This window comes from Streptomyces sp. JLBG701, assembly GCF_058544905.1.
Window position 1 is genome coordinate 1,890,132 of record NZ_CM178588.1, and the last position, 19,883, is coordinate 1,910,014.

General features: G+C 70.4%; 14 protein-coding genes. 7 read left to right on the forward strand and 7 right to left on the reverse strand.

The genetic code is table 11. The annotated features are described in order from the left end of the window. Nucleotides 1-7 precede the first annotated feature (7 nt). Nucleotides 8-898 (reverse strand): DUF8829 domain-containing protein, encoded by an 891-nt coding sequence (locus AC5DRG_RS08670; protein WP_491809407.1) that lies wholly within the window; start codon nucleotides 896-898, stop codon nucleotides 8-10. Nucleotides 899-920: 22 nt separating this feature from the next. Continuing rightward, nucleotides 921-2,138 carry an MFS transporter gene (locus AC5DRG_RS08675; RefSeq protein WP_491809408.1) on the reverse strand — a complete coding sequence of 406 codons (1,218 nt, stop codon included), beginning with the start codon at nucleotides 2,136-2,138 and terminating at the stop codon, nucleotides 921-923. 111 nt (nucleotides 2,139-2,249) lie between these two features. Here AC5DRG_RS08675 and AC5DRG_RS08680 point away from each other — a divergent pair, with 111 nt between their 5' ends. Further along, the gene (locus AC5DRG_RS08680) at nucleotides 2,250-3,569 is read left to right on the forward strand and encodes an aminotransferase class I/II-fold pyridoxal phosphate-dependent enzyme (protein ID WP_491809409.1); all 1,320 of its coding nucleotides are present in this window, start codon (nucleotides 2,250-2,252) and stop codon (nucleotides 3,567-3,569) included. Between the two features lie 21 nt (nucleotides 3,570-3,590). Here the strand turns inward: AC5DRG_RS08680 and AC5DRG_RS08685 are convergent, their stop codons facing one another. Next, nucleotides 3,591-5,558 (reverse strand): acetoacetate--CoA ligase, encoded by a 1,968-nt coding sequence (locus tag AC5DRG_RS08685; protein WP_491809410.1) that lies wholly within the window; start codon nucleotides 5,556-5,558, stop codon nucleotides 3,591-3,593. A gap of 213 nt (nucleotides 5,559-5,771) precedes the next feature. Between AC5DRG_RS08685 and AC5DRG_RS08690 the strand changes: the two genes are divergently transcribed. Then, nucleotides 5,772-8,138, forward strand: a complete 2,367-nt coding sequence (locus AC5DRG_RS08690; RefSeq protein ID WP_491809411.1) for a glycoside hydrolase family 31 protein — start codon at nucleotides 5,772-5,774, stop codon at nucleotides 8,136-8,138. 2 nt (nucleotides 8,139-8,140) lie between these two features. On the opposite strand, the gene AC5DRG_RS08695 is transcribed toward AC5DRG_RS08690, so the two are convergent. After that, nucleotides 8,141-8,677 carry an NUDIX domain-containing protein gene (locus tag AC5DRG_RS08695; protein ID WP_491809412.1) on the reverse strand — a complete coding sequence of 179 codons (537 nt, stop codon included), beginning with the start codon at nucleotides 8,675-8,677 and terminating at the stop codon, nucleotides 8,141-8,143. Between the two features lie 271 nt (nucleotides 8,678-8,948). Here AC5DRG_RS08695 and AC5DRG_RS08700 point away from each other — a divergent pair, with 271 nt between their 5' ends. The 5 genes from AC5DRG_RS08700 (at nucleotide 8,949) to glpK (ending at nucleotide 14,965) form a co-directional block, all read left to right on the forward strand. Then, nucleotides 8,949-9,374 (forward strand): Zn-ribbon domain-containing OB-fold protein, encoded by a 426-nt coding sequence (locus AC5DRG_RS08700; RefSeq protein ID WP_491812995.1) that lies wholly within the window; start codon nucleotides 8,949-8,951, stop codon nucleotides 9,372-9,374. Beyond that, on the forward strand, nucleotides 9,371-10,561 hold the full coding sequence (locus tag AC5DRG_RS08705) for a lipid-transfer protein (RefSeq protein WP_491809413.1): 1,191 nt from the start codon (nucleotides 9,371-9,373) through the stop codon (nucleotides 10,559-10,561). Before AC5DRG_RS08700 ends, AC5DRG_RS08705 begins: the two co-directional genes overlap by 4 nt. Before the next feature lie 155 nt (nucleotides 10,562-10,716). Next, nucleotides 10,717-12,363 carry an EAL domain-containing protein gene (locus AC5DRG_RS08710; protein ID WP_491809414.1) on the forward strand — a complete coding sequence of 549 codons (1,647 nt, stop codon included), beginning with the start codon at nucleotides 10,717-10,719 and terminating at the stop codon, nucleotides 12,361-12,363. Nucleotides 12,364-12,690: 327 nt separating this feature from the next. Continuing rightward, nucleotides 12,691-13,431 (forward strand): MIP/aquaporin family protein, encoded by a 741-nt coding sequence (locus AC5DRG_RS08715; RefSeq protein ID WP_491809415.1) that lies wholly within the window; start codon nucleotides 12,691-12,693, stop codon nucleotides 13,429-13,431. Nucleotides 13,432-13,444: 13 nt separating this feature from the next. Further along, on the forward strand, nucleotides 13,445-14,965 hold the full coding sequence (gene glpK / locus AC5DRG_RS08720; protein WP_491809416.1) for a glycerol kinase GlpK: 1,521 nt from the start codon (nucleotides 13,445-13,447) through the stop codon (nucleotides 14,963-14,965). A 107-nt stretch (nucleotides 14,966-15,072) separates the two neighbouring features. Here glpK and AC5DRG_RS08725 read toward each other — a convergent pair whose 3' ends face one another. From AC5DRG_RS08725 to AC5DRG_RS08735, 3 genes are all read right to left on the reverse strand, one after another. After that, nucleotides 15,073-15,678: a GTP-binding protein gene (locus tag AC5DRG_RS08725; RefSeq protein WP_491809417.1), complete on the reverse strand. Its 606-nt coding sequence runs from the start codon at nucleotides 15,676-15,678 to the stop codon at nucleotides 15,073-15,075. Continuing rightward, the gene (locus AC5DRG_RS08730) at nucleotides 15,659-19,318 is read right to left on the reverse strand and encodes a hydantoinase B/oxoprolinase family protein (RefSeq protein ID WP_491809418.1); all 3,660 of its coding nucleotides are present in this window, start codon (nucleotides 19,316-19,318) and stop codon (nucleotides 15,659-15,661) included. The genes AC5DRG_RS08725 and AC5DRG_RS08730 overlap by 20 nt, the downstream gene beginning before the upstream one ends. Before the next feature lie 165 nt (nucleotides 19,319-19,483). Then, nucleotides 19,484-19,879: a DUF742 domain-containing protein gene (locus AC5DRG_RS08735; protein ID WP_491809419.1), complete on the reverse strand. Its 396-nt coding sequence runs from the start codon at nucleotides 19,877-19,879 to the stop codon at nucleotides 19,484-19,486. Nucleotides 19,880-19,883: the final 4 nt, after the last annotated feature.

Here is a 19,883-nt window from a genome sequence, read left to right on the forward strand (position 1 = left end):
CCTGTGTTCAGTGGTTGTGCCCCGGCGCCGGTTCCTCTTCGAGGTCTGGCGGCACGCAGTAGTCGACGTCGGATTCCGGTGAGATCAGGTCGCCGGATTCGATGTCCGTGCAGTAGGCGTCGAAGACCTCGCCGGCGGTGAGGGGTTCGAGGCCGTTTCCGCGCAGGCGCCAGCCGTAGATGCGGTCGGTGGTGCCGGGAGCGCTGGTGCGCATGACGAGTCCGCCCGGGCTCTGGGTGGCGATCCCCAGGGCGAGGACGGTGGTGAATTCGAGGGCTTCGGCCTCGTCGAGTTCTGTCGTGCCGCTGGTGTCCTCGTCGGCGTGGAGGACGGAGACGAGTGTTTCCGGAGCTCCCGTGACACTGCAGACGAGGTGGCGGTGTCCCCGTGGGGCTGTGTCGAGGATGCGGACGAGGAGACTCGACGCGCGGACGAAGGCTGCCCGGCCGATGTCCTCGCCGCAGGTCGGGCAGGCGCCGAGGCGGGCGAGGAGTGTGGTGGCGTACTCCCATGTCGCTTGGCGGACGGCTTCGTCGACGAGGGCCGGGACGAGGTCGGCCAGGGGTTGGCCGTCGTAGGGGACGGTGGGGCCTGTGGTCGCGAGTTCGGCTGTGAAGCGGGTGCGGCTTGAGGGGACGTCGGGGTCGAGGCCGGTGTCCGCGCAGTAGTCGGCGTACTCCTGCGGGTCGAAGAGCGCGACCGTGGTGTGGCTGCCTTGGGAGGCACGTGTCCTGAGGAGGGCTTCGACCTGTTGGAGATATGTCGTGTGGTCGTCGAAGGCGAAGCTGCGGTAGCGCCGCATGGACCGGAAGTCCTGCTCGTCGGTCAGCAGGCCGATGGTGCCGGCGATTTCGCGGCGCAGGACCCGTCGCATCGTCTGGTTGTCGGTGTAGGACATGGTTCCCCCTGAGTGCAGTCGATCAATGCTCACTCACAGTAACCGGCGGCACTGACAACGGCGTCCGGACGAGGTGGTCGCGGACCAGTCGGTGCTGAATCAGGCAGGTCAGGGCGATGGTCGCGCCGAAGGCCGCCCAGCCGACGGGGCCGGTGGCGATGGCCGCGGTGACCGCGAGTGGTCCGATGCTGCGTTGGGCCGACTGGGCCAGGCCATGGGCGCCGAGGTAGGCGCCGAGTGCGCTGTCCGGGGCGAGGGCGACGGACAGTTCCCAGGAGATGGTGGCGTGGAGCATCTCGGCCGTGGTGAAGGCGGCGGCCGAGGCGGTGAGGAGCAGCGTGGCGGTGGCGGCTGTTCCGTTGGCCGAGAGCGCCAGGGTGATGCCGCCGAGAGCGAAAGCGGCGGAGAGCGGGATGAGGAGGGCGCGCGCCGCTGGCGTGGTTGCGCCGAACCGGGCCAGGGGGACCTGGAGGGCCACCACCATCACGTTGTTGAGGACCATCAGCAGGGGTGCGAGGCCGTGTGGTGCGTTGCTCGCGTGCGCGATCCACAGGGGCAGGCCGACCTTGAAGACCGCGTCGTCGAGGAAGAGAACGGTTTCGGTCAGGACGTAGGCCAGGTAGGTCCGGTCGCGCCAGGGGGTGGGCGGGCTGGTCGCCGTAGCCGTCTCTTTCCGGTCTTTCGACGTGGTGATGGTGCGGGAGGGCGACGGTGGCGCGCCGCAGCGGAGTGTGAGGAGTGCGGCGCCGACGAAGGAGACGGCGTCGCCGGCCAGCAGCCAGTGGTATGCCGCAGTGGTGCCGAAGGCGAGGGCTGCCGCGGCGGCGAGGCCGCCGATGGCCCAGCCCGCGTTGGCGACGGTTCGGTTGACGGCTTGGTAGCGGACACGGTCCGGTCCGGAGATGCGAGTGGCGTAGAGCTTGGTGAGCACACTTGCCGCTCGGTCCCCGAAGCTTCCCGCGGCGGATAAGGCGAGCAGCAGGGCGTAGTTGTCCGTGGTGAGCAGGGCGAAGGAGGCCACGGCTCGCAGGAGTTGGAGTGCGATCAGGACGTAGGTGAGCGGGAAGCGGTCGGCGAGGCGGCCGCCTATGGGGGCACCGACGATTCCGATGGCTCCGGCGACGGCGGCGAGGGTGCCGACCTGGGCTATGGAGAGACCGGAGACGTAGGTGAAGTAGAGGACGGAGACGGATGCCCACAGGCCGCTGCCGATGCGGTCGACCAGGGTTATCGCGAGCATTCTCCGTCCGTCGCGTCCTCCGGGAACGCGCTTCGCCCATGCGGCTGCGGAATGCGTTCGATCCACTGCTCCCCCTTGCCTTCAAGTATGTATTGATACATACTTTGCAACGTGGCAACACAATATGGGATCACTGGTGCGACAGCCAAGGGGATTGCCTCGTCCGTCGAACGCGGCGTGGTCGAGGGATCGTTGGAGCCGGGCGCCGCGCTGCCTCCGGTGCGACAGCTCGCGGAGGAGCTCGGGGTGAGTCCGGGGACGGTCGCCACGGCCTACAAGGAGCTGCGGCAGCGGGGAATCGTGGTCACGCGCGGGCGGGGCGGAACCGTGGTCGCGGCGGCTCCGGCGGTGGCCTCACGGCGACCGCCCAAGGTCCCGGAAGGACTGCGGGACCTGGCCGGCGGCCACCCGGATCCCCGGATGCTGCCCAGTCTGGTGCCGCCGTCACGGCTCTCCCCCGGCGCCCGGTCCCACCGGTCCACGCCCCGACTGGCCCGGTTGGAGGAGGCCGTACGGGACTGGCTTCGGCCCGACGGTGTGCCCGTGGAGCATGTGACATTCGCGCATGGCGCGCTGGATCTGATCGGGCGGCTGCTGTCCGTGGAGTTGCGGCCCGGCGATGCCGTCGCCATGGAGGATCCCGGCTATCACCATCTGCTGGACCTGGTCACGGCGTTGGGGCTGCGCAGCGTCCCGGTGGCCGTGGATGACGAGGGGGTGCGTCCCGAAGCTCTTCGCTGGGCGCTGCGGGCCGGCGCGCGAGCGCTGGTGTGCAGTCCGCGGGCCCAGAACCCGTACGGCGGGTGCTTCTCCGTGGCACGCCGGGGCGCGCTCGTCGAGGTGCTCAGCTCCCAGCCCGATGTGCTGGTCGTGGAGAACGATCACGCGTCGGCTGTGGCCGACGCGCCTCTGAGGACGCTTGCCGCAGGCGGGTTGACGCGCTGGGTGCATGTCCGGACGGTGAGCAAATTCCTGGGGACCGATCTGCGGTGGGCGGCTGCGGCCTGTGATCCGACGACGCTGGCCCGGCACGACGGGCGGATGCTGCTGACGTCCGGTTGGGTCAGCCATCTGCTCCAGGAGACGGTGTACGGGCTGATGACCGATGAGGGCACGCGCGCGTTGGTGGCGCATGCTCAGGAGACCTATGCACTGCGCCGGAACGCTCTGCTCCGGGAGCTCGGCGAGCGGGGAATCGAGGCGCACGGAGCGAGCGGGATGAATGTGTGGGTGCCCGCGCGGGACGAGTCGGCCGTGGTGAACGGACTGCGGTCATACGGCTGGTGGCTGGCCTCGGGGGCGCGTTTCCGACTCTCGTCCGCGCCCGGGGTGCGCATCTCCGTCGCCGAACTCGAACCGGCGGACGCGGCACGGCTGGCCTCGGACTTCACCGCCGTGCTCGGCGAGTCCGAGGCCACCTACGGAGGTTGATCGCTGTCGCGACGCGATCGATCAGGAGCGATTGCGGGCCAGGTCCTCGTAGAAGTGCAGCAGGTCCAGGTTGTCGATCGATCCCGGGTTGACCGCCTTCTCCAGCGGAGTGCCCTGGAGCAGGCGCTTGACCGGGACCTCGATGCGCTTTCCGGTGAGGGTGTGCGGGACGGCGGGTACCTCGATGACCTCGTCGGGGACGTGGCGCGGTGAGAGCTGCTCGCGGATGGTCCGCTTGATGCGGCCCAGGAGGGGCTCGTCGAGGACGGCTCCGGGGGCCAGGTGCACGAAGAGGGGCATCCAGTAGCCACCGTCGGGCTGTTCGACGCCGATGACGAGGGATTCCTTGATCTCCGGGAGCCGTTCGACGGCCTCGTAGATGTCGGCCGAGCCCATGCGTACGCCTTGGCGGTTGAGCGTGGAGTCGGAGCGGCCGTGGATGACGACGGAGCCTCGGGAGGTGACGGTGATCCAGTCGCCGTGCCGCCACACGCCGGGGTATGTGTCGAAGTAACTGTCGTGGTAGCGGCTGCCGTCGGGGTCGTTCCAGAAGCGGATCGGCATCGACGGCATGGGGTTGGTGACGACGAGCTCTCCGACCTCGTCCACGAGGGGCTTGCCGCTCGGGTCCCAGGACTGGAGGTCGGTGCCAAGGCCGGGCGCCTGGAGCTCCCCGATGTACACCGGGAGGGTCGGTACGGCTCCCGCGAAGCAGGAGCACACGTCCGTGCCGCCGCTGACCGAGGCGATCCACAGGTCGTCACGGACCTCGTCGTGCAGCCAGCGGAAGCCGTCGGGAGGCAGTGGAGATCCGGTGGTGGCGACGCACTTCACCTTGGCGAGGTCGAAGTCACGCGCGGGGTGCACCTCCGCCTTGCGGCAGGCCATGACGTACGCCGCCGAGGTGCCGAAGAGGGTCGCCCCGGTGCGTTCGGCGACCCGCCACTGGGCGCCGGTGTCCGGGTAGCCGGGGCTGCCGTCGTAGAGGACGATCGTCGTACCGGCCAGGAGGCCGGAGACGAGGAAGTTCCACATCATCCAGCCGGTCGAGGTGTACCAGAAGAAACGGTCCTCGGGCCCCAGGTCGCAGTGCAGGCCGAGCTGCTTGAGGTGCTCGACGAGGATGCCGCCCTGGGACTGGACGATGGCCTTGGGCAGGCCTGTCGTGCCGGAGGAGTAGAGCACCCACAGGGGGTGGTCGAAGGGGACCTGCTCGAAGACGGGCTCCACGTCCGAGGAGGTCAGGGCCGACCACTCCAGGGCGCCTTCGGGGGCCTCGGTGCCGAGGACGGGGATGTGGACGACGGCGCGCAGGGTGGGCAGTTCGCGGCGCAGTTCGGCGACCGTGTCGCGGCGGTCGTGCTCCTTGCCGCCGTAGCGGTAGCCGTCGATGGTGAACAGGAGTACCGGTTCGACCTGCTGGAAGCGGTCCAGGACGCTGCGGGCGCCGAAGTCGGGGGCGCAGGACGTCCACACGCCCCCCACGGCGGCTGTCGCGAGCAGGGCGACCACGGCCTGCGGGATGTTCGGGAGATAGCCGCTCACGCGGTCTCCTGGCCGTACGCCCAGGTCGCGCAGTTCGGCGGCCAGGGAGCCGACCTGGCGGCGCAGCTCGGACCAGGCGATTGGGCGCGCTTCGTGGGTCTCGTCGACGTGCAGGAGGGCCGGTTCGTCCGCGCGGGTCGCGGACGCGCGCAGGGCGTGCTCGGCGTAGTTCAGGGTCGCTCCTGGGAACCACTGAGCGCCGGGCATCGCACGGTCGCCCAGTACGCGCGCGTAGGGGGTCGAGAACCGCACGTCGAACCACTCCGTGACAGCCTTCCAGAAGACGTCGAGCTCGTCGACGGACCAACGGTGCAGTGTCGGATATCCGCCCCCGGCGGGGGCTCCGTGGTGCTCCGCGGCCCAGGCCTGGAACTTGGTGATCTGTGCCTGGGCGATGCGTTCCGGATCTGGCTGCCAGAGCGGCAGGGGGTTCACGGTCGACATGGGGCGGCTCCCGGACTGTGCGCGTCGTGTGCGTCGGACGCGCACGGGCTGGGGTGTGCGCGTGACGCGGCTATCTCGGACGATGCCATGTGATCGACTCCGACACCAGGGCGCGCCCCACATAGTCCGTGTCGTGAAGATGTGGTCTCGCCACGGGTGAACGGCAGTTGAACGGGACGCCCATCGGGCGCCGTCAATGGCAGGCTGAGCAGCATGGACGGTCGTGACCTGGTGCGTTCGGTGAAGGCGGTCGGTTCGGCGGGGGCGGCCCAGGGGGTGCGCACCGTACGTGCCGCGTGGCGGAGGAGGCGTGCCGACGCCTCCGGGCTGCCGTCTCGGGGTGCCGAACGCGCGCGGGTGCCGGGGCCCGTGCGGGAGGTGGAGCCCGGGCCCGGTGGCGGGCTCGTCCGGTTCAGCCGCTCCGAGCTGCGGATCACTGTGGCCGTGAACGGGGCCGTCTTCTGGGGCTGGGACGGGGCGGGCCCGGAACCGTCGTACGCCCTGGCCGGCCGCTGCCCCGAGCCGGATCCCCGGGCGGTGCTGGAGCCGGACAAGGACGGCGGCTGGCGGGTGGTGGCCGAACGAGTGACGGTCTCCGTCTCGCGGCACGGTGCGATCGAGGTGTGCACCCCGGGCGGCGTGACACTGCGCCGGGATCTGCCGCCTCGTTGGTGGGAACCGGTGGGAGGCGGGGCGGCGCGCTGGATGCAGCGGTCGGAAGTGGCGGCCGACGCGAGATTCTTCGGGCTCGGCGGGCGCGCTTCCGGTCCACGGCTGCGGGGCGGCACGTACCGACTGTGGAACACCGACCCCGGACACGCCTTCGGCCCCGGTGACGATCCGCTGTACATCACGATGCCGGTGCAACTGGTGGTGGCCGACGCCGCCACGCATCTGGTGTTCCACGACACCTCGTGGGACGGCACGGTGACGCTGCGGGAGGGCGAGGAGGGTGCCGGCTCCGGGCATGACCGGGACGGGACGAGCGAGCTGCGGATGGACGGCGGTCCGCTGCGCTGCTGGGTGATCGTGGGCACCCCCGCGCGCGTGCTGCACGCCTGGGCCTCGCTCACGGGCGCGCCCGCGCTGCCTCCCACGTGGGCGCTCGGCCACCATCACGCGCGGTGGGGCTTCGGCAGCGAGCAGGAGGTACGGCGGATCGTCGCGGGGTATCAGGAGCGCGGTCTGCCACTCGATGCCGTCCATCTGGACATCGACCACTACGACGCGCACCAGGTGTTCACCGTCGACCACGAGCACTTCCCCAAGCTGCCCATGCTCGCCGAGGAGCTGCGGCGGGACGGGATCCGGCTGGTGTCGATCGTCGACCCCGCGGTCAAGGCCGCGCCGGGCAACGCCGTGTACGACAGCGGGACGGTTGCGGACGCCTTCGTACGGGACGCCTCGGGGCGGCTCGTGAGGGGAGTGGTGTGGCCCGGGGAGGCGGTCCATCCGGACTTCACTCACGCACGCGTGCGTGAGTGGTGGGGCGGGCTGTACGCGGAGCGCCTGGCGCAGGGCTTCGCGGGGTTCTGGCACGACATGAACGAGCCGACGTCGTTCGCCGCGTTCGGGGAGTCGACGCTGCCGCGTTCGGCGCGGCACTCCCTGGAGGGGCGGGGCGGTGACCATCGTGAGGCGCACAACGTCTACGCGCTGTGCATGGCCCGGGCGGGCTACGAGGGGCTGCGTGAACTGGCCCCTCAGGGGCGTCCCTTCCTCTTCTCCCGGTCGGGATGGGCCGGGATGCAGCGCTACGGGGGCACCTGGTCCGGTGATGTGGCCACGGGCTGGCCCGGGCTGCGGGCCTCACTGGCGCTGGTGATGGGGCTCGGGTTGTGCGGTGTGCCGTATTCGGGGCCGGACGTGGGCGGCTTCGACGGCAGTCCCTCGCCCGAGCTGTATCTGCGGTGGTTCCAGCTGGGGGCGTATCTGCCGCTGTTCCGCACGCACGCGAGTCTGCGCGCCGGGCGCAGAGAGCCGTGGGAGTTCGGTGCCGATGTGCTGGAGCACGCGCGCGTGGCGCTCGTCGAACGCCGGCGGCTGCTGCCGTACTTCATGACCCTCGCCCACTTGGCACGGCGAACAGGGGCGCCCTACGCGCGTCCACTGTGGTGGGGTGCGCCCGAGGACCGGGCGCTGCGGGACTGCGAGGACGCCTTCCTGCTGGGCGACTGCCTTCTGGTGGCGCCGGTGTTGGACCCGGGTGCGGACAGGCGTGCGGTGCAGCTGCCGCGGGGGCTCTGGTACGACACCGTCACCGAGCAGGCGTACGAGGGGCCGGCGCAGGTGCTGGTCGACGCCCCTCTGTCGCGGATTCCGGTGCTGGCGCGCGCGGGAGCCGTCATTCCCGTACGCGGCGCCGATGGCGGGCTGGAACTGGAGGTGTGGGCTCCTGCCCGTGGTCGGGCCGGGGGCGGGCTGGTCGTGGCGGATGCGGGCGACGGGTGGGCCGAGCCGGAGATCGAGCGTTACGTCGCCCGCTGGGAGGGCCGGCGGGTGGTCGTCGAGCGGGAGGGGGAGGACGGGGTGAGCGAGCCGCCCTACCCCGTGCGCGTACGCGGGGCGGGGGAGCGCTGAGCTCAGATGTACCGGCCCTCGAACCAGGCCCGCGCGGCCAGCGTGTGCAGGGGGAAAGCGAGTTCCTCCGGCCTGCGCAGCAGGTGCCAGCCCTCGGTCTCGTTCGTGGCCGCCGACTGCGGCAGCCCCTCGGCAGGACGTTCCGGAAGCAGCCCGAAGAGCAGGAGGTGCCCATCCGGCGAGCTCATCGCGTCGACGAGCCGTACCTCGCGGCTCATCGCATCGATGCCCGTCTCCTCCTTGAGCTCGCGAACGACGGCCAGTCGCCAGTCCTCGCGGTCGTCGATGTAGCCGCCGGGCAAGGCGATGCCCCCGCGCGCGGGAGAGACGGTTCGGGTGATGACGACCAGGGCGGTGCCCTTCGTGTCGTACACGGGCTGGAGGGCGACCGCGACCGGCAGCGGGTTGCGGTAGGCCACGGTGGCGCAAACGGGGCAGGTGCGGGGCCAGCCGGTTATGCCCTCCCCGTAGGGCGCTCCGCAGCTCGAACAGTGTGAGTCGGGCGCGGAGTTGGGGGTGGAGCGCTGAGTTTCGGACACCCGGCGGACTGTATCCGATCAGCGGAACGGCGCCCTCCGGGGGTGGTCCCACGAGTGATGGGGGCAGTGCGCGTACCGCCTGACGGCATGTGCGGAGGGACGGCCGGAGCCACCCCCGTGAGCCCCGGCCGCCCCTCCCGATACGACGACGCCAAACAGGGCTGTCCGGTTCTCTGTGACGCCCTGCACATTTTCGGTCGCCCGTGACACACTTCTGACGTTCCGTCAGATCCATTGCCGTGGAGGGGATTTGTCGCGTACACGTACACCTGTGGTCGCCGGATGGTTCGCGGGCGACGAGGACGACTTCCGGCTCCTGGGTACGCGCTGCTCGGCCTGTGCCTCGGTCTTCTTCCCCCGTGAGGACGCGCACTGCCGCAATCCGGGATGCTCGGGCGGTGACCTGAAGGAGGTTCCGCTGTCGCGGCGCGGGCGTGTCTGGTCGTACACGGACAGCCGGTACCGGCCTCCGTCACCGTATGTGACCGATCCGGAACTTCCGTGGGAACCGTACGCGTTGATCGCTGTGGAGCTGGAGTCCGAGCGGATCGTGGTGCTGGGACAGGCGGTTCCCGGGGTCACCGTCGCCGATCTGACGGTGGGTATGGAGGTCGAGGTCGTTCCCGGTGTGCTCCATGAGGACGCGGAGACGACCTGGATGACCTGGCACTGGCGTCCGACGGGGGTGACAGCGTGACCGGAGAGGTGGCGGTGCTCGGCGCGGGCATGCACCCGTGGGGCAAGTGGGGGCGCAGCTTCGTCGAGTACGGCGCGACGGCGGCCCGTGCGGCACTCGCCGATGCCGGTCTGGACTGGCGGGAGGTCGGCTCGATCGTCGGCGCGGACACTGTGCGTGGCGGTTATCCGGGGTATGTGGCGGGAGCGACGTTCGCCAAGGCGTTGGGCTGGCAGGGAGCCCGGGTCGCGAGCGTGTACGCGGCGTGCGCGTCCGGGGCGCAGGCCGTCAACACCGCGCGGGCACAGATCCTCTCGGGGCTCGCGGACGTCGTGCTCGTGGTGGGTGCCGATGCCGCGCCCAAGGGGTTCTTCCGGCCCGCGGGCGGCGACCGGCCCGACGACCCGGACTGGCTGCGCTTCCGTGTCCTGGGAGCGACCAATCCGACATACTTCGGGCTGTACGCGCGCAGGCGGATGGCCGTGCACGGAGACACGCCGGAGGACTTCGCCCAGGTCAAGGTGAAGAACGCCGCCTTGGGCGCGCTGAATCCGAACGCACGTTACCGCCGGCGAGTCAGCGCCGAAGAGGTCGCCGCCTCCGCGGTGGTGGCCGATCCGCTGCGGCTGCTCGACATCTGCGCGACCTCGGACGGCGGAGCGGCCCTGGTGCTGTCCAGCATGGCGTTCGCGCGTCGGCACGGAGCGGCTGATCCGGTGCGGATCCGGGCGGTGTCCACGGTCACACCGCGCTACCCCAGCACCGTGCTGGACCTGCCGGACATCGCGACGGACTCCGCTGTGGCGGTGGCGCCCGCCGACGAGACGTTCCGGGCGTCGATCGCGCGCGCGGCCTACGAGGAGGCGGGCATCGGGCCCGAGGACCTGTCCCTCGCGGAGGTCTACGACCTGTCCACCGCCCTGGAGTTGCAGTGGTACGAGGATCTGGGGCTGTGCGGCGAGGGCGAGGGCGCGAAGTTGCTGCGCGAGGGCGCGACGGCCCTCGGCGGGCGTATACCCGTGAACGTGAGCGGCGGGCTGGCCTCCTTCGGCGAGGCGGTTCCGGCGCAGGCGATCGCCCAGGTCTGCGAGCTGACCTGGCAGTTGAGGGGAGACGCGGGCGACCGGCAGGTCGCGGGCGCGCGCGCCGGGATCACGGCGAACCAGGGGCTGTTCGGGCACGGGTCCGCGGTGGTCGCGGTGTGCTGAGGGGCGGACGGCGACCACACAGGCCGCCGGCGCGATGTCACGAGCTTACGGGCGGTGTCGGCACATTTCCGTACGCTGTGTGATCAACCCGGAATCCTGCGTGAACGTCTTATGAACTGGGCCTGGGCGTACGCCGGGAGAGCCATCATGCTCCCGTGCGCTCCTGGACGGACACTCTCCGCTTCGCCTTCCAACCGGTGGTCAATCTGACGACCGGCGGAGTGGCGGGGCTGGAGATCCTTGCCCGCCCGGAGGCCGGCGACATCCTGGCCGAAGCCCGTCGCGATCCCGAACTCGACGGTCGGCTGGCCGTGTTGGCGGTGCGCGCGGCGGCTCGCAAGGAGACGCTTCTGCCGCTGCACGTCAACGTGTTCGCGGGCACCCTCGCCGACCTCGGCGGCCTCACCCCGCTGCACAACGCCGTACGCGAGGCGGGGCGGCTGCCCTGGGAAGTGACGATCGACATCGGGCCGCCCTACACGCACGTGCCGCACCGGGCACTCCTTGAGGCGGTCGCCGCGCTGCGGGATCAGGGGTTCCGGATCAGTGCGGACGGCATCGGGGACGGGGACGTACCGCTGCGGCTGCTCACGGATCTCGCGCCGGACCTGGTGAAACTCGACGCCTCACTGCTTGCGCGGCCCGCGGCGGTGCGGGCGATGCGGACCCTGTGCGACCAACTGGGAGCCCTGCTCGCAGTAGAGGGCGTGGAGACCGAACTGCAGTGTGCGGCCGCGCAGTCGGCCGGTGCGCAACTCGCCCAGGGTGACCTGTTCGCACCGCCTGCCCGGCGGCCCGTGGCGGACGTATACGTTCCGCCCCGCCCCCAGGGACTCGCGGTGATGCAGCGTTCGGGGCCGACGGTGCGGGAGTTCGTACGGCCCGCCGCGCTGCTGCCCGCGACCGCGTCCGCGGGCCAGGTGCGGGCGCTGCTGACCGGGTCGCCCGAGGTGTCCGGAGTGCTGCTCGTGGACGCGACCGGCATGCCGGTCCGCTCGGTGCACCGTTCGCGCTTCCTGCTGTCGATGTCGGGGCGCTACGGGCATGCCCTGTACGCCGACCGCCCGGCCGCGAAGCTGGGCGATCCGCCGCGGACGGTGGGCGTCGACGCCACCGCCTGGGAGGTCCTGGACGTGGTCGCGGTCGGCGACCGGGACCGTACGTCGGACGATGTGGCGGTCGTGGACCGGTACGGGCGGTGCGTGGGCGTCGTACGGCTCGCGGACCTCGTACGGGCGCTGGCGGAGACCCGCGTCGAGGAGGCGGCGGGGCTCAATCCGCTGACGCGGCTGCCCGGTTCGGACGCCATCACCGGTGAGGTGGACCGGCGCATCGCCGACGGGCGGACGTTCGCGTTGAGCTGGCTGGATGTCGACCACTTCAAGCAGGTCAACGACGGGGCCGGTTTCGCGGCGGGCGACGAGCTGATCCGCTCGGTGGGGAAGGCCCTGCAGCACGCGGCGTCCGGCAGCACGCGCGTGGGCCACATCGGCGGGGACGACTTCCTCGTGCTCGCCGACCCGGAGTGGCTCGACCCGCTGGTCGCCTCCGTGCTGGACACGCCCTGGTCGGCGGGCGGGCATGCCATCACGCTGTCGCTGGCCACGGTCGTGTGCGTGCCGGGCAGCGTGATGGACCACCGGCAGGCGGCGGCCTTTCTGGCGCCGCTCAAGAAGGCCGCGAAGTCGCTGCTGGGGGCGAGCTGGGTGCTGGCCCGCGCGGGACTGCCCGGGCACGAGATCCGGCGCGGTGCGCTGCCCGCCCAGACCGAGCGCGCGGTGGCGGAGCCGGGCAGGGGCTGAGGGACAGCCCAACTCGCCCCGCACGCGCGCGTGCGGGCAGCTGTCACCGTTGCCGTCGGCGACCTTGACGCTCCCTGGGTGCCGGTGAAAACTTCCCGGTGTCAGCCGACATCGCCGTACATTCTCGGCGTATCCAGGCACTGCGCCGCGCGGGTCCCTCGACTTGAGGGCTCACTCCCCCGCGGGCGATTCGGCTGCGACGGCACGCTCGTCACGGACGCCGGGCGGAGCGCGGGACCGTTCCTGCCTTCGGCTGTTCGCCAAGGGAACCCGCACCCCGCCAGAGCGCCGGGACCGATCGTCCCGGGCCAGGGCCTAGGAGCCGCCATGAGCAACGGAGACATCTTTGTAGGCGAGCTGATCGGCACAGCCATACTGATCCTTTTCGGCGCCGGCGTGGTCGCCGCCGTACTTCTGCACAAGTCGAAGGCCAAGGACGGCGGTTGGATCGTCATCACCTTCGGCTGGGGTTTCGGCGTTCTGGCCGGGGCCTACACGTCCGCTCCGCTCTCGGGCGGACAGATCAACCCGGCCGTGACGATCGGCTTCGCCATCGAGGGCACGACGAAGTGGGAAGACGTGCCGTACTACCTCCTCGGGCAGTTCGCCGGGGCCTTCATCGGGGCCGTGCTCTGCTGGCTGGTCTACCTCGGGCAGTTCAACCTCAACGCCGAGGAGGACACGAGAATGGAGACGCTGGGGATCTTCTCGACGAGGCCCGAGATCTACCACCCGGTGCAGAACCTGATCACCGAGATCATCGGCACGGCCGCTCTGATGCTGCCCATTCTGGCGCTGGTCGGCGGCGACAAGCACGTCGCGGGCATCGGGGACGCGGGCCTGCCCGTTCTGCTCATCGCCTTCCTGGTCGTCGGGATCGGTCTCTCGCTCGGGGGCCCCACCGGATACGCCATCAATCCCGCCCGCGACCTGGGTCCGCGCATCGCCCATGCGGTGCTGCCCATTCCCAACAAGGGCACATCGGAGTGGAGTTACTCCTGGATCCCGGTGGTCGGACCGATCGCGGGTGCCGCCATCGGAGCCGTGATCTACAACGCAGCCTTCTGACGAAGGGGACGTCATGCCGGACAACGCCCAGAAGTACGTCGCCGCAATCGACCAAGGCACCACCTCCAGCCGCTGCATCGTCTTCAACCAGGACGGCGCGATCGTCGCCGTCGACCAGCGTGAGCACCGCCAGATCTTCCCCAAGCCCGGCTGGGTGGAGCACGACGCCACCGAGATCTGGTCCAAGGTGCAGGCGGTGGTCGCCGGGGCGATCGCCAAGGCCGGTCTGCGCGCCGACCAGATCAGCGCGCTCGGCATCACCAACCAGCGCGAGACGACGGTCCTGTGGGACCGCGCCACGGGCAAGCCGGTCCACAACGCCATCGTGTGGCAGGACACGCGCACCGCGGCCCTGTGCAACGAACTGGGCGGTACGGACGGGCAGGATCGTTTCCGCGATCAGACGGGTCTGCCGCTGGCCAGCTACTTCTCCGGGCCCAAGGCGGCCTGGCTGCTCGACAACGTGCCCGGGCTCAGGTCCCGCGCCGAGCGCGGCGAGATCGCCTTCGGCACGATCGACTCCTGGCTGATCTGGAACCTCACCGGTGGCACGGACGGCGGGCACCACGTCACCGACGTGACCAACGCCGGGCGCACCATGCTCATGAACCTGGAGACCCTCCAGTGGGACCCGTCCATCCTCTCCGCGATGAACGTCCCCGAAGCGGTCCTCCCCGAGATCAGGTCCTCCTCCGAGGTGTACGGGACCGCCGTAGGCCAACTCGCCGGTGTGCCCGTCGCGTCGGCCCTGGGTGACCAGCAGGCGGCGGTGTTCGGGCAGGCCTGCTACGACGTGGGCACGGCGAAGAACACCTACGGCACGGGCAGCTTCCTGCTGCTCAACACCGGCAACCGGCCCGTGCCGTCCAAGAGCGGGCTGCTGACGACCATGGGCTACAAGATCGGCGGTGAGCCGGCCGTCTACTGCCTGGAGGGCTCCATCGCCATAACGGGCGCGCTGGTCCAGTGGTTCCGCGACCAGCTCGGCATCATCCGCAGCGCCGACGAGATCGAGACCCTCGCGGCGAGCGTCGACGACAACGGGGGCGCGTACATCGTGCCGGCGTTCTCGGGTCTGTTCGCGCCGTACTGGCGCTCCGACGCACGCGGTGTCATCACCGGGCTCACCCGGTACGTCACCAAGGGGCATCTCGCGCGCGCGGTGCTGGAAGCGACGAGCTGGCAGACGCGCGAGGTCGTGGACGCCATGTTCCAGGACTCCGGGGTGCACATCACGACCCTGAAGGTGGACGGCGGCATGACGAAGAACAACCTGCTCATGCAGCATCAGGCGGATGTGCTGGGCGTGCCCGTGATCCGCCCCAAGGTCTCCGAGACGACCTGCCTGGGCGCCGCCTACGCGGCGGGGCTCGCCACCGGGGTGTGGAACGACCTCGACGAGCTCAAGTCGCACTGGCGCAAGGACGTCGAGTGGACTCCCGCCATGGAGGCGTCGGTGCGTGACCGCGAGTACCACAACTGGCGCAAGGCGGTGGAGAAGAGCTTCGGCTGGCTGGAGGACGGCGAGAACTAGGCACGCGCGCGTACAGCTCGCGTGCACCACGCGCGCGTACGCGCGTGAGCCCATGGACAGCGCACGGCCCATACCCCGGTCGGCGGGGGTACGGGCCGTGCGCGCTGTCAGGTGGTCACCCGCTGGCGGCGGTCCGCCGCGTACGCCATGGCGTGCTGGACGACACCGATGAGGACCTCCTTGACGGACTCCCGGTCGCGGGCGTCGGTCAGCAGGAGCGGCACATGGCTGTCCAGGTCGAGGGCCTGGCGGACGTCCGCCTCCGGGTAACGGGCCGCTCCCTCGAAGCAGTTGACGCCCACGACAAAGGGTATGGAGCGCCGCTCGAAGTAGTCCACGGCGGCGAAACTGTCCTCCAGGCGGCGCGTGTCGGCGAGTACCACGGCGCCGAGCGCGCCCTCGGAGAGCTCGTCCCACATGAACCAGAACCGCTCCTGGCCGGGTGTGCCGAAGAGGTACAGCACCAGGTCCTCGCGCAGCGTGATGCGGCCGAAGTCCATCGCCACGGTCGTGGTGTTCTTGCCCTCCACACCGCTTGTGTCGTCGACCGGGCGACCGGCCTCGGTGAGGAGTTCCTCGGTCCGCAGCGGCCTGATCTCGCTGACCGCGCCGACGAGGGTCGTCTTGCCCACACCGAATCCGCCGGCCACCAGGATCTTGAGCGTGACGGGCTCGACCGGGGGTTTGCCGCGCTCAGAACGCCCGAAGATCATCGATCTCTTCTCCTGCTTGATGGGGGTCGGGCGACGGTGGACCATAGCCTCCGCCGCCGGGGGTTTCGATGACGAGTACGTCTCCGGGGCCGACGTCCGCCGCATCACTTCCGCCAAGTGCGGTCACCGTACCGTCCGCGTGCTCCACGCGGTTGGCGCCCAACGCGCCGGGCTCGCCGCCCGCCATGCCGTAAGGCGGGACCCTGCGGTGCTGGGAGAGCGTGGAGACGGTCATCGGCTCGTGGAACCGGATCCGCCGCACCGCGCCGTCTCCGCCACGCCACCGCCCGGCGCCACCGCTGCCGGGCCGGACGGCGAACTCGTCCAGTTGGACGGGCAGTCGCCACTCCAGCACCTCGGGGTCGGTGAGCCGTGAGTTGGTCATGTGGGTCTGGACGACGGGCGCGCCGGGGAAACCGTCGCCCGCGCCGGATCCGGAGGCGACGGTCTCGTAGTACTGGTAGCGGTCGTTGCCGAAGGTCACGTTGTTCATCGTCCCGGAGCCCTCGGCCTGGACGCCGAGCGCGGCGTAGAGGGCGCCGGTGATGGCCTGGGAGGTCTCCACGTTGCCCGCGACGACGGCGGCCGGTGGCTCGGGCGCGAGCATGGAAGCGGGCGGTACGACGATGTCGAGGGGGCGCAGACAGCCGTCGTTGAGCGGGATGTCGTCGTCGACCAGGGTGCGGAAGACGTACAGGACGGCCGCGTTGACCACTGCGAAGGGGGCGTTGAAGTTACTGGTCAGCTGTGGTGAGGTGCCCGTGAAGTCGACAGTCGCGGAGCGGTTTTCGCGGTCCACGCGCACGCGTACCCGGATGACGGCACCCGAGTCGGTCTCGTAGGCGTACGCGCCGTCCTCCAGGGTGTCGATGACGCGGCGTACGGCTTCCTCGGCGTTGTCCTGAACGTGCCTCATGTACGCCTGGACGACGTCGAGGCCGAAGTTCTCGATCATGCGGCCGACTTCGTCCACGCCCTTCTGGTTGGCGGCGATCTGGGCGCGCAGGTCGGCGAGGTTCGTCTTCGGATTGCGGGAGGGATAGGGCGGCTCGGTGAGGAGGCGGAGGGTCTCCGCCTCGCGGAAACGGCCGTTCTCGGCGAGCAGCCAGTTGTCGAAGAGGATGCCTTCCTCCTCGATGGAGCGGCTGTTCGCGGGCATCGAGCCGGGCGCGATGCCGCCGATCTCCGCGTGGTGGCCGCGCGAGGCGACGTAGAAGAGGATCCGGTCACTCTCCGTGGCCGCAGTACTCCCCGTACCCGCCGTGTCGAAGACGGGGGTGATGACGGTGACGTCGGGGAGGTGGGTGCCGCCGTGGTACGGGTCGTTGACGGCGTAGGTGTCGCCGGGGCGCATCGCCGGGCCGCGCCGGCGGATGACCTCCTTGACGCTGGTGCCCATCGAGCCCAGGTGGACGGGGATGTGCGGGGCGTTGGCCACCAGGTTTCCGTCGGGGTCGAAGAGGGCGCAGGAGAAGTCCAGGCGCTCCTTGATGTTGACCGACTGGGCGGTGGACTCCAGCCGCGCGCCCATCTGTTCGGCGATCGACATGAAGAGGTTGTTGAAGACCTCAAGCAGAACAGGATCGGCCTTTGTGTCGAGATCGGAACTCTGCGTAATCGCCGCGCGTTCCATGACCAGATGCCCGTCATCGGTCGCCGCGGCCCGCCAGCCCTCGTCGACGACGGTCGTCGCGCCGGCCTCGGTGATGATCGCGGGGCCGGTGACGGTCTCGCCGGGGGGCAGATCCTCACGGCGGTGGAGCGGTACGTCCCGCCGGGCGCCGCCGGTGTGGAGGCTGACCGTCTCCGGGGTGGTGGAGCGGCCTTCGCGGGCCGCTGTGTAAGGGGCGAGCACGGAGAGATCGGGGGGTTGGGTGATGCCGGTGGCTTCCACGGAGAGGGCTTCGACGACGATCGGGCGGTCGAGCGTGAAGGAGTACGTGGCGCGATGACGTTCTTCGAAGGTGTGCCTCATCGTGTCGGGCTCGGTGAGCTCGACGGTGAGGGTGGTGTCGGTGCCGTCGTAGCGGAGCTGCGCCCTGCGGGTGACCTCGATCCGGGTCTCGGGGACGTCCTCGGCGAGGAGTTCGGCGCGGGCCGCGGCCTCCAGGTCGTCGGCCGTCTTGAGCACGGCCGCCATCGAGGCGGTCTCCAGGAGTGCCTCGACGGACTGCTCACGCATGGCCGTGGTGTCGGCGAGACCGATGCCGAGCGCCGAGAGGACACCTGCCATGGGCGGCACGAGGACGGTGCGGATGCCGAGCGAATCGGCGACCATGCAGGCGTGCTGACCGCCTGCTCCACCGAAGGTGGTCAGGGCGTACCGGGTGACGTCGTGGCCCTTCTGGACGGAGATCCGCTTCACGGCGTTGGCGATGTTGGCGACGGCGATCTGCAGGTAGCCCTCGGCGACCTGCTCGGGGGTGCGGTCGTCCCCGGTCCGCTCGTTGATCTCGCGGGCCAGGGTGGCGAAGCGGTCGCGGACGAGCGCCTCGTCGAGGGGCTGGTCGCCGTCGGGGCCGAACACCTTGGGAAAGTGGGCGGGTTGGACGCGGCCGAGCATGACGTTGGCGTCGGTGACAGCCAGCGGGCCGCCGCCCCGGTAGCAGGCGGGGCCCGGGTCCGCGCCCGCCGAGTCCGGCCCTACGCGGTAGCGGGAGCCGTCGAAGTGAAGGACGGAGCCGCCGCCGGCCGCGACGGTGTGGATGTCCAGCATGGGCGCGCGCAGGCGGACGCCGGCGATCTGTGTCGTGAAGACACGTTCGTACTCGCCCGCGAAGTGGGAGACGTCGGTGGACGTGCCGCCCATGTCGAATCCGATGACCCGGTCGAAACCGGCCAGCTGCGACATGCGGGCCATGCCGACGATGCCGCCCGCGGGACCGGACAGGATGGCGTCCTTGCCGCGGAACTGCCCGGCTTCGGCGAGACCGCCGTTGGACTGCATGAACATCAGCCGTACGCCCTGGAGTTCGGCGGCGACGTGCTCGACGTAGCGGCGCAGGACGGGCGACAGGTAGGCGTCGACGACGGCGGTGTCCCCGCGCGGGACCAGCTTCATCAGCGGGCTGACCTCACTGGACAGCGAGATCTGCGGGAAACCGACGGCGGTGGCCAGCTCACCGACGGCCTGCTCGTGTGCGGGGTGGAGGTGGCTGTGCATACAGACCACCGCGACGGCGCGGATCCCGTCGTCGTACGCCTCCTGGAGGGGCCCGGCGAGGGCGTCCAGGTCGGGGGCGCGCAGGACCGTGCCGTCGGCGGCGATGCGCTCGTCGACCTCGACGACCCGCTCGTGGAGCAACTCGGGGAGTTCGATGCGGCGGGCGAAGATGCGCGGGCGGTTCTGGTAGGCGATGCGCAGGGCGTCGCGGAAACCGCGGGTCACGATGAGAAGGGTGCGCTCGCCCTTGCGTTCCAGGAGGGCGTTGGTGGCGACGGTGGTGCCCATGCGGACGGAGTCCAGAGGGTCCTGGGAGCCGTCCAGGAGTTCGCGTACGCCCGCTACCGCGGCATCGGAGTAGCGCGCCGGGTTGTCCGAGAGGAGCTTGTGGGTGAGCAGGCGGCCATCTGGGCGTCGCGCGACGATGTCGGTGAAGGTGCCGCCTCGGTCGACCCAGAACTGCCAGCCCGTCGTCACGTACGTCTCCCGGATCGCATTGCTCGAAACCGTGTCCGCGGGCCCGTGGTCACCAGGCCGCCGATGGTCGTCGACGATCAGTCAGATCATAACGGGAGGGGCCGCCTCAGCGCCCGGTCCACACCGCCCCGCCATGGTGGGCGGGGCGGGCGATCCAGCCCTTGGTCACAACGCCCGCAGACCGCTGATCACATCGCGCAGGATGCTCTCGTCCACCAGCTCGGCGGGCGGAACCGGACGCGTCACATGGACGAGTTCCTCGTCCACCAGGTCCCCTATGAGGACCCTCACCACACCGATGGGCAGATCGAGTTCGGCGGCGAGTTCGGCGACCGACTGCGGGGAGTCACGGCACAGTTCGACGATGTCCACGTGTTCCGGGGACAGCGTCTGGTCCGCCTCCGGATCGTCCGCGTGTACCTCCGTGACCACCACCGCGATCAGATCGAGGCGATGCTGGGCCGCATGGCTGGTGCGGCCGCGCGTCATGGCGTACGGACGGACGACCGGTCCGGCGTCGTCGTCGAACCAGTGGCTACTTCCCTGACCGTCTCCGCTCATGTCA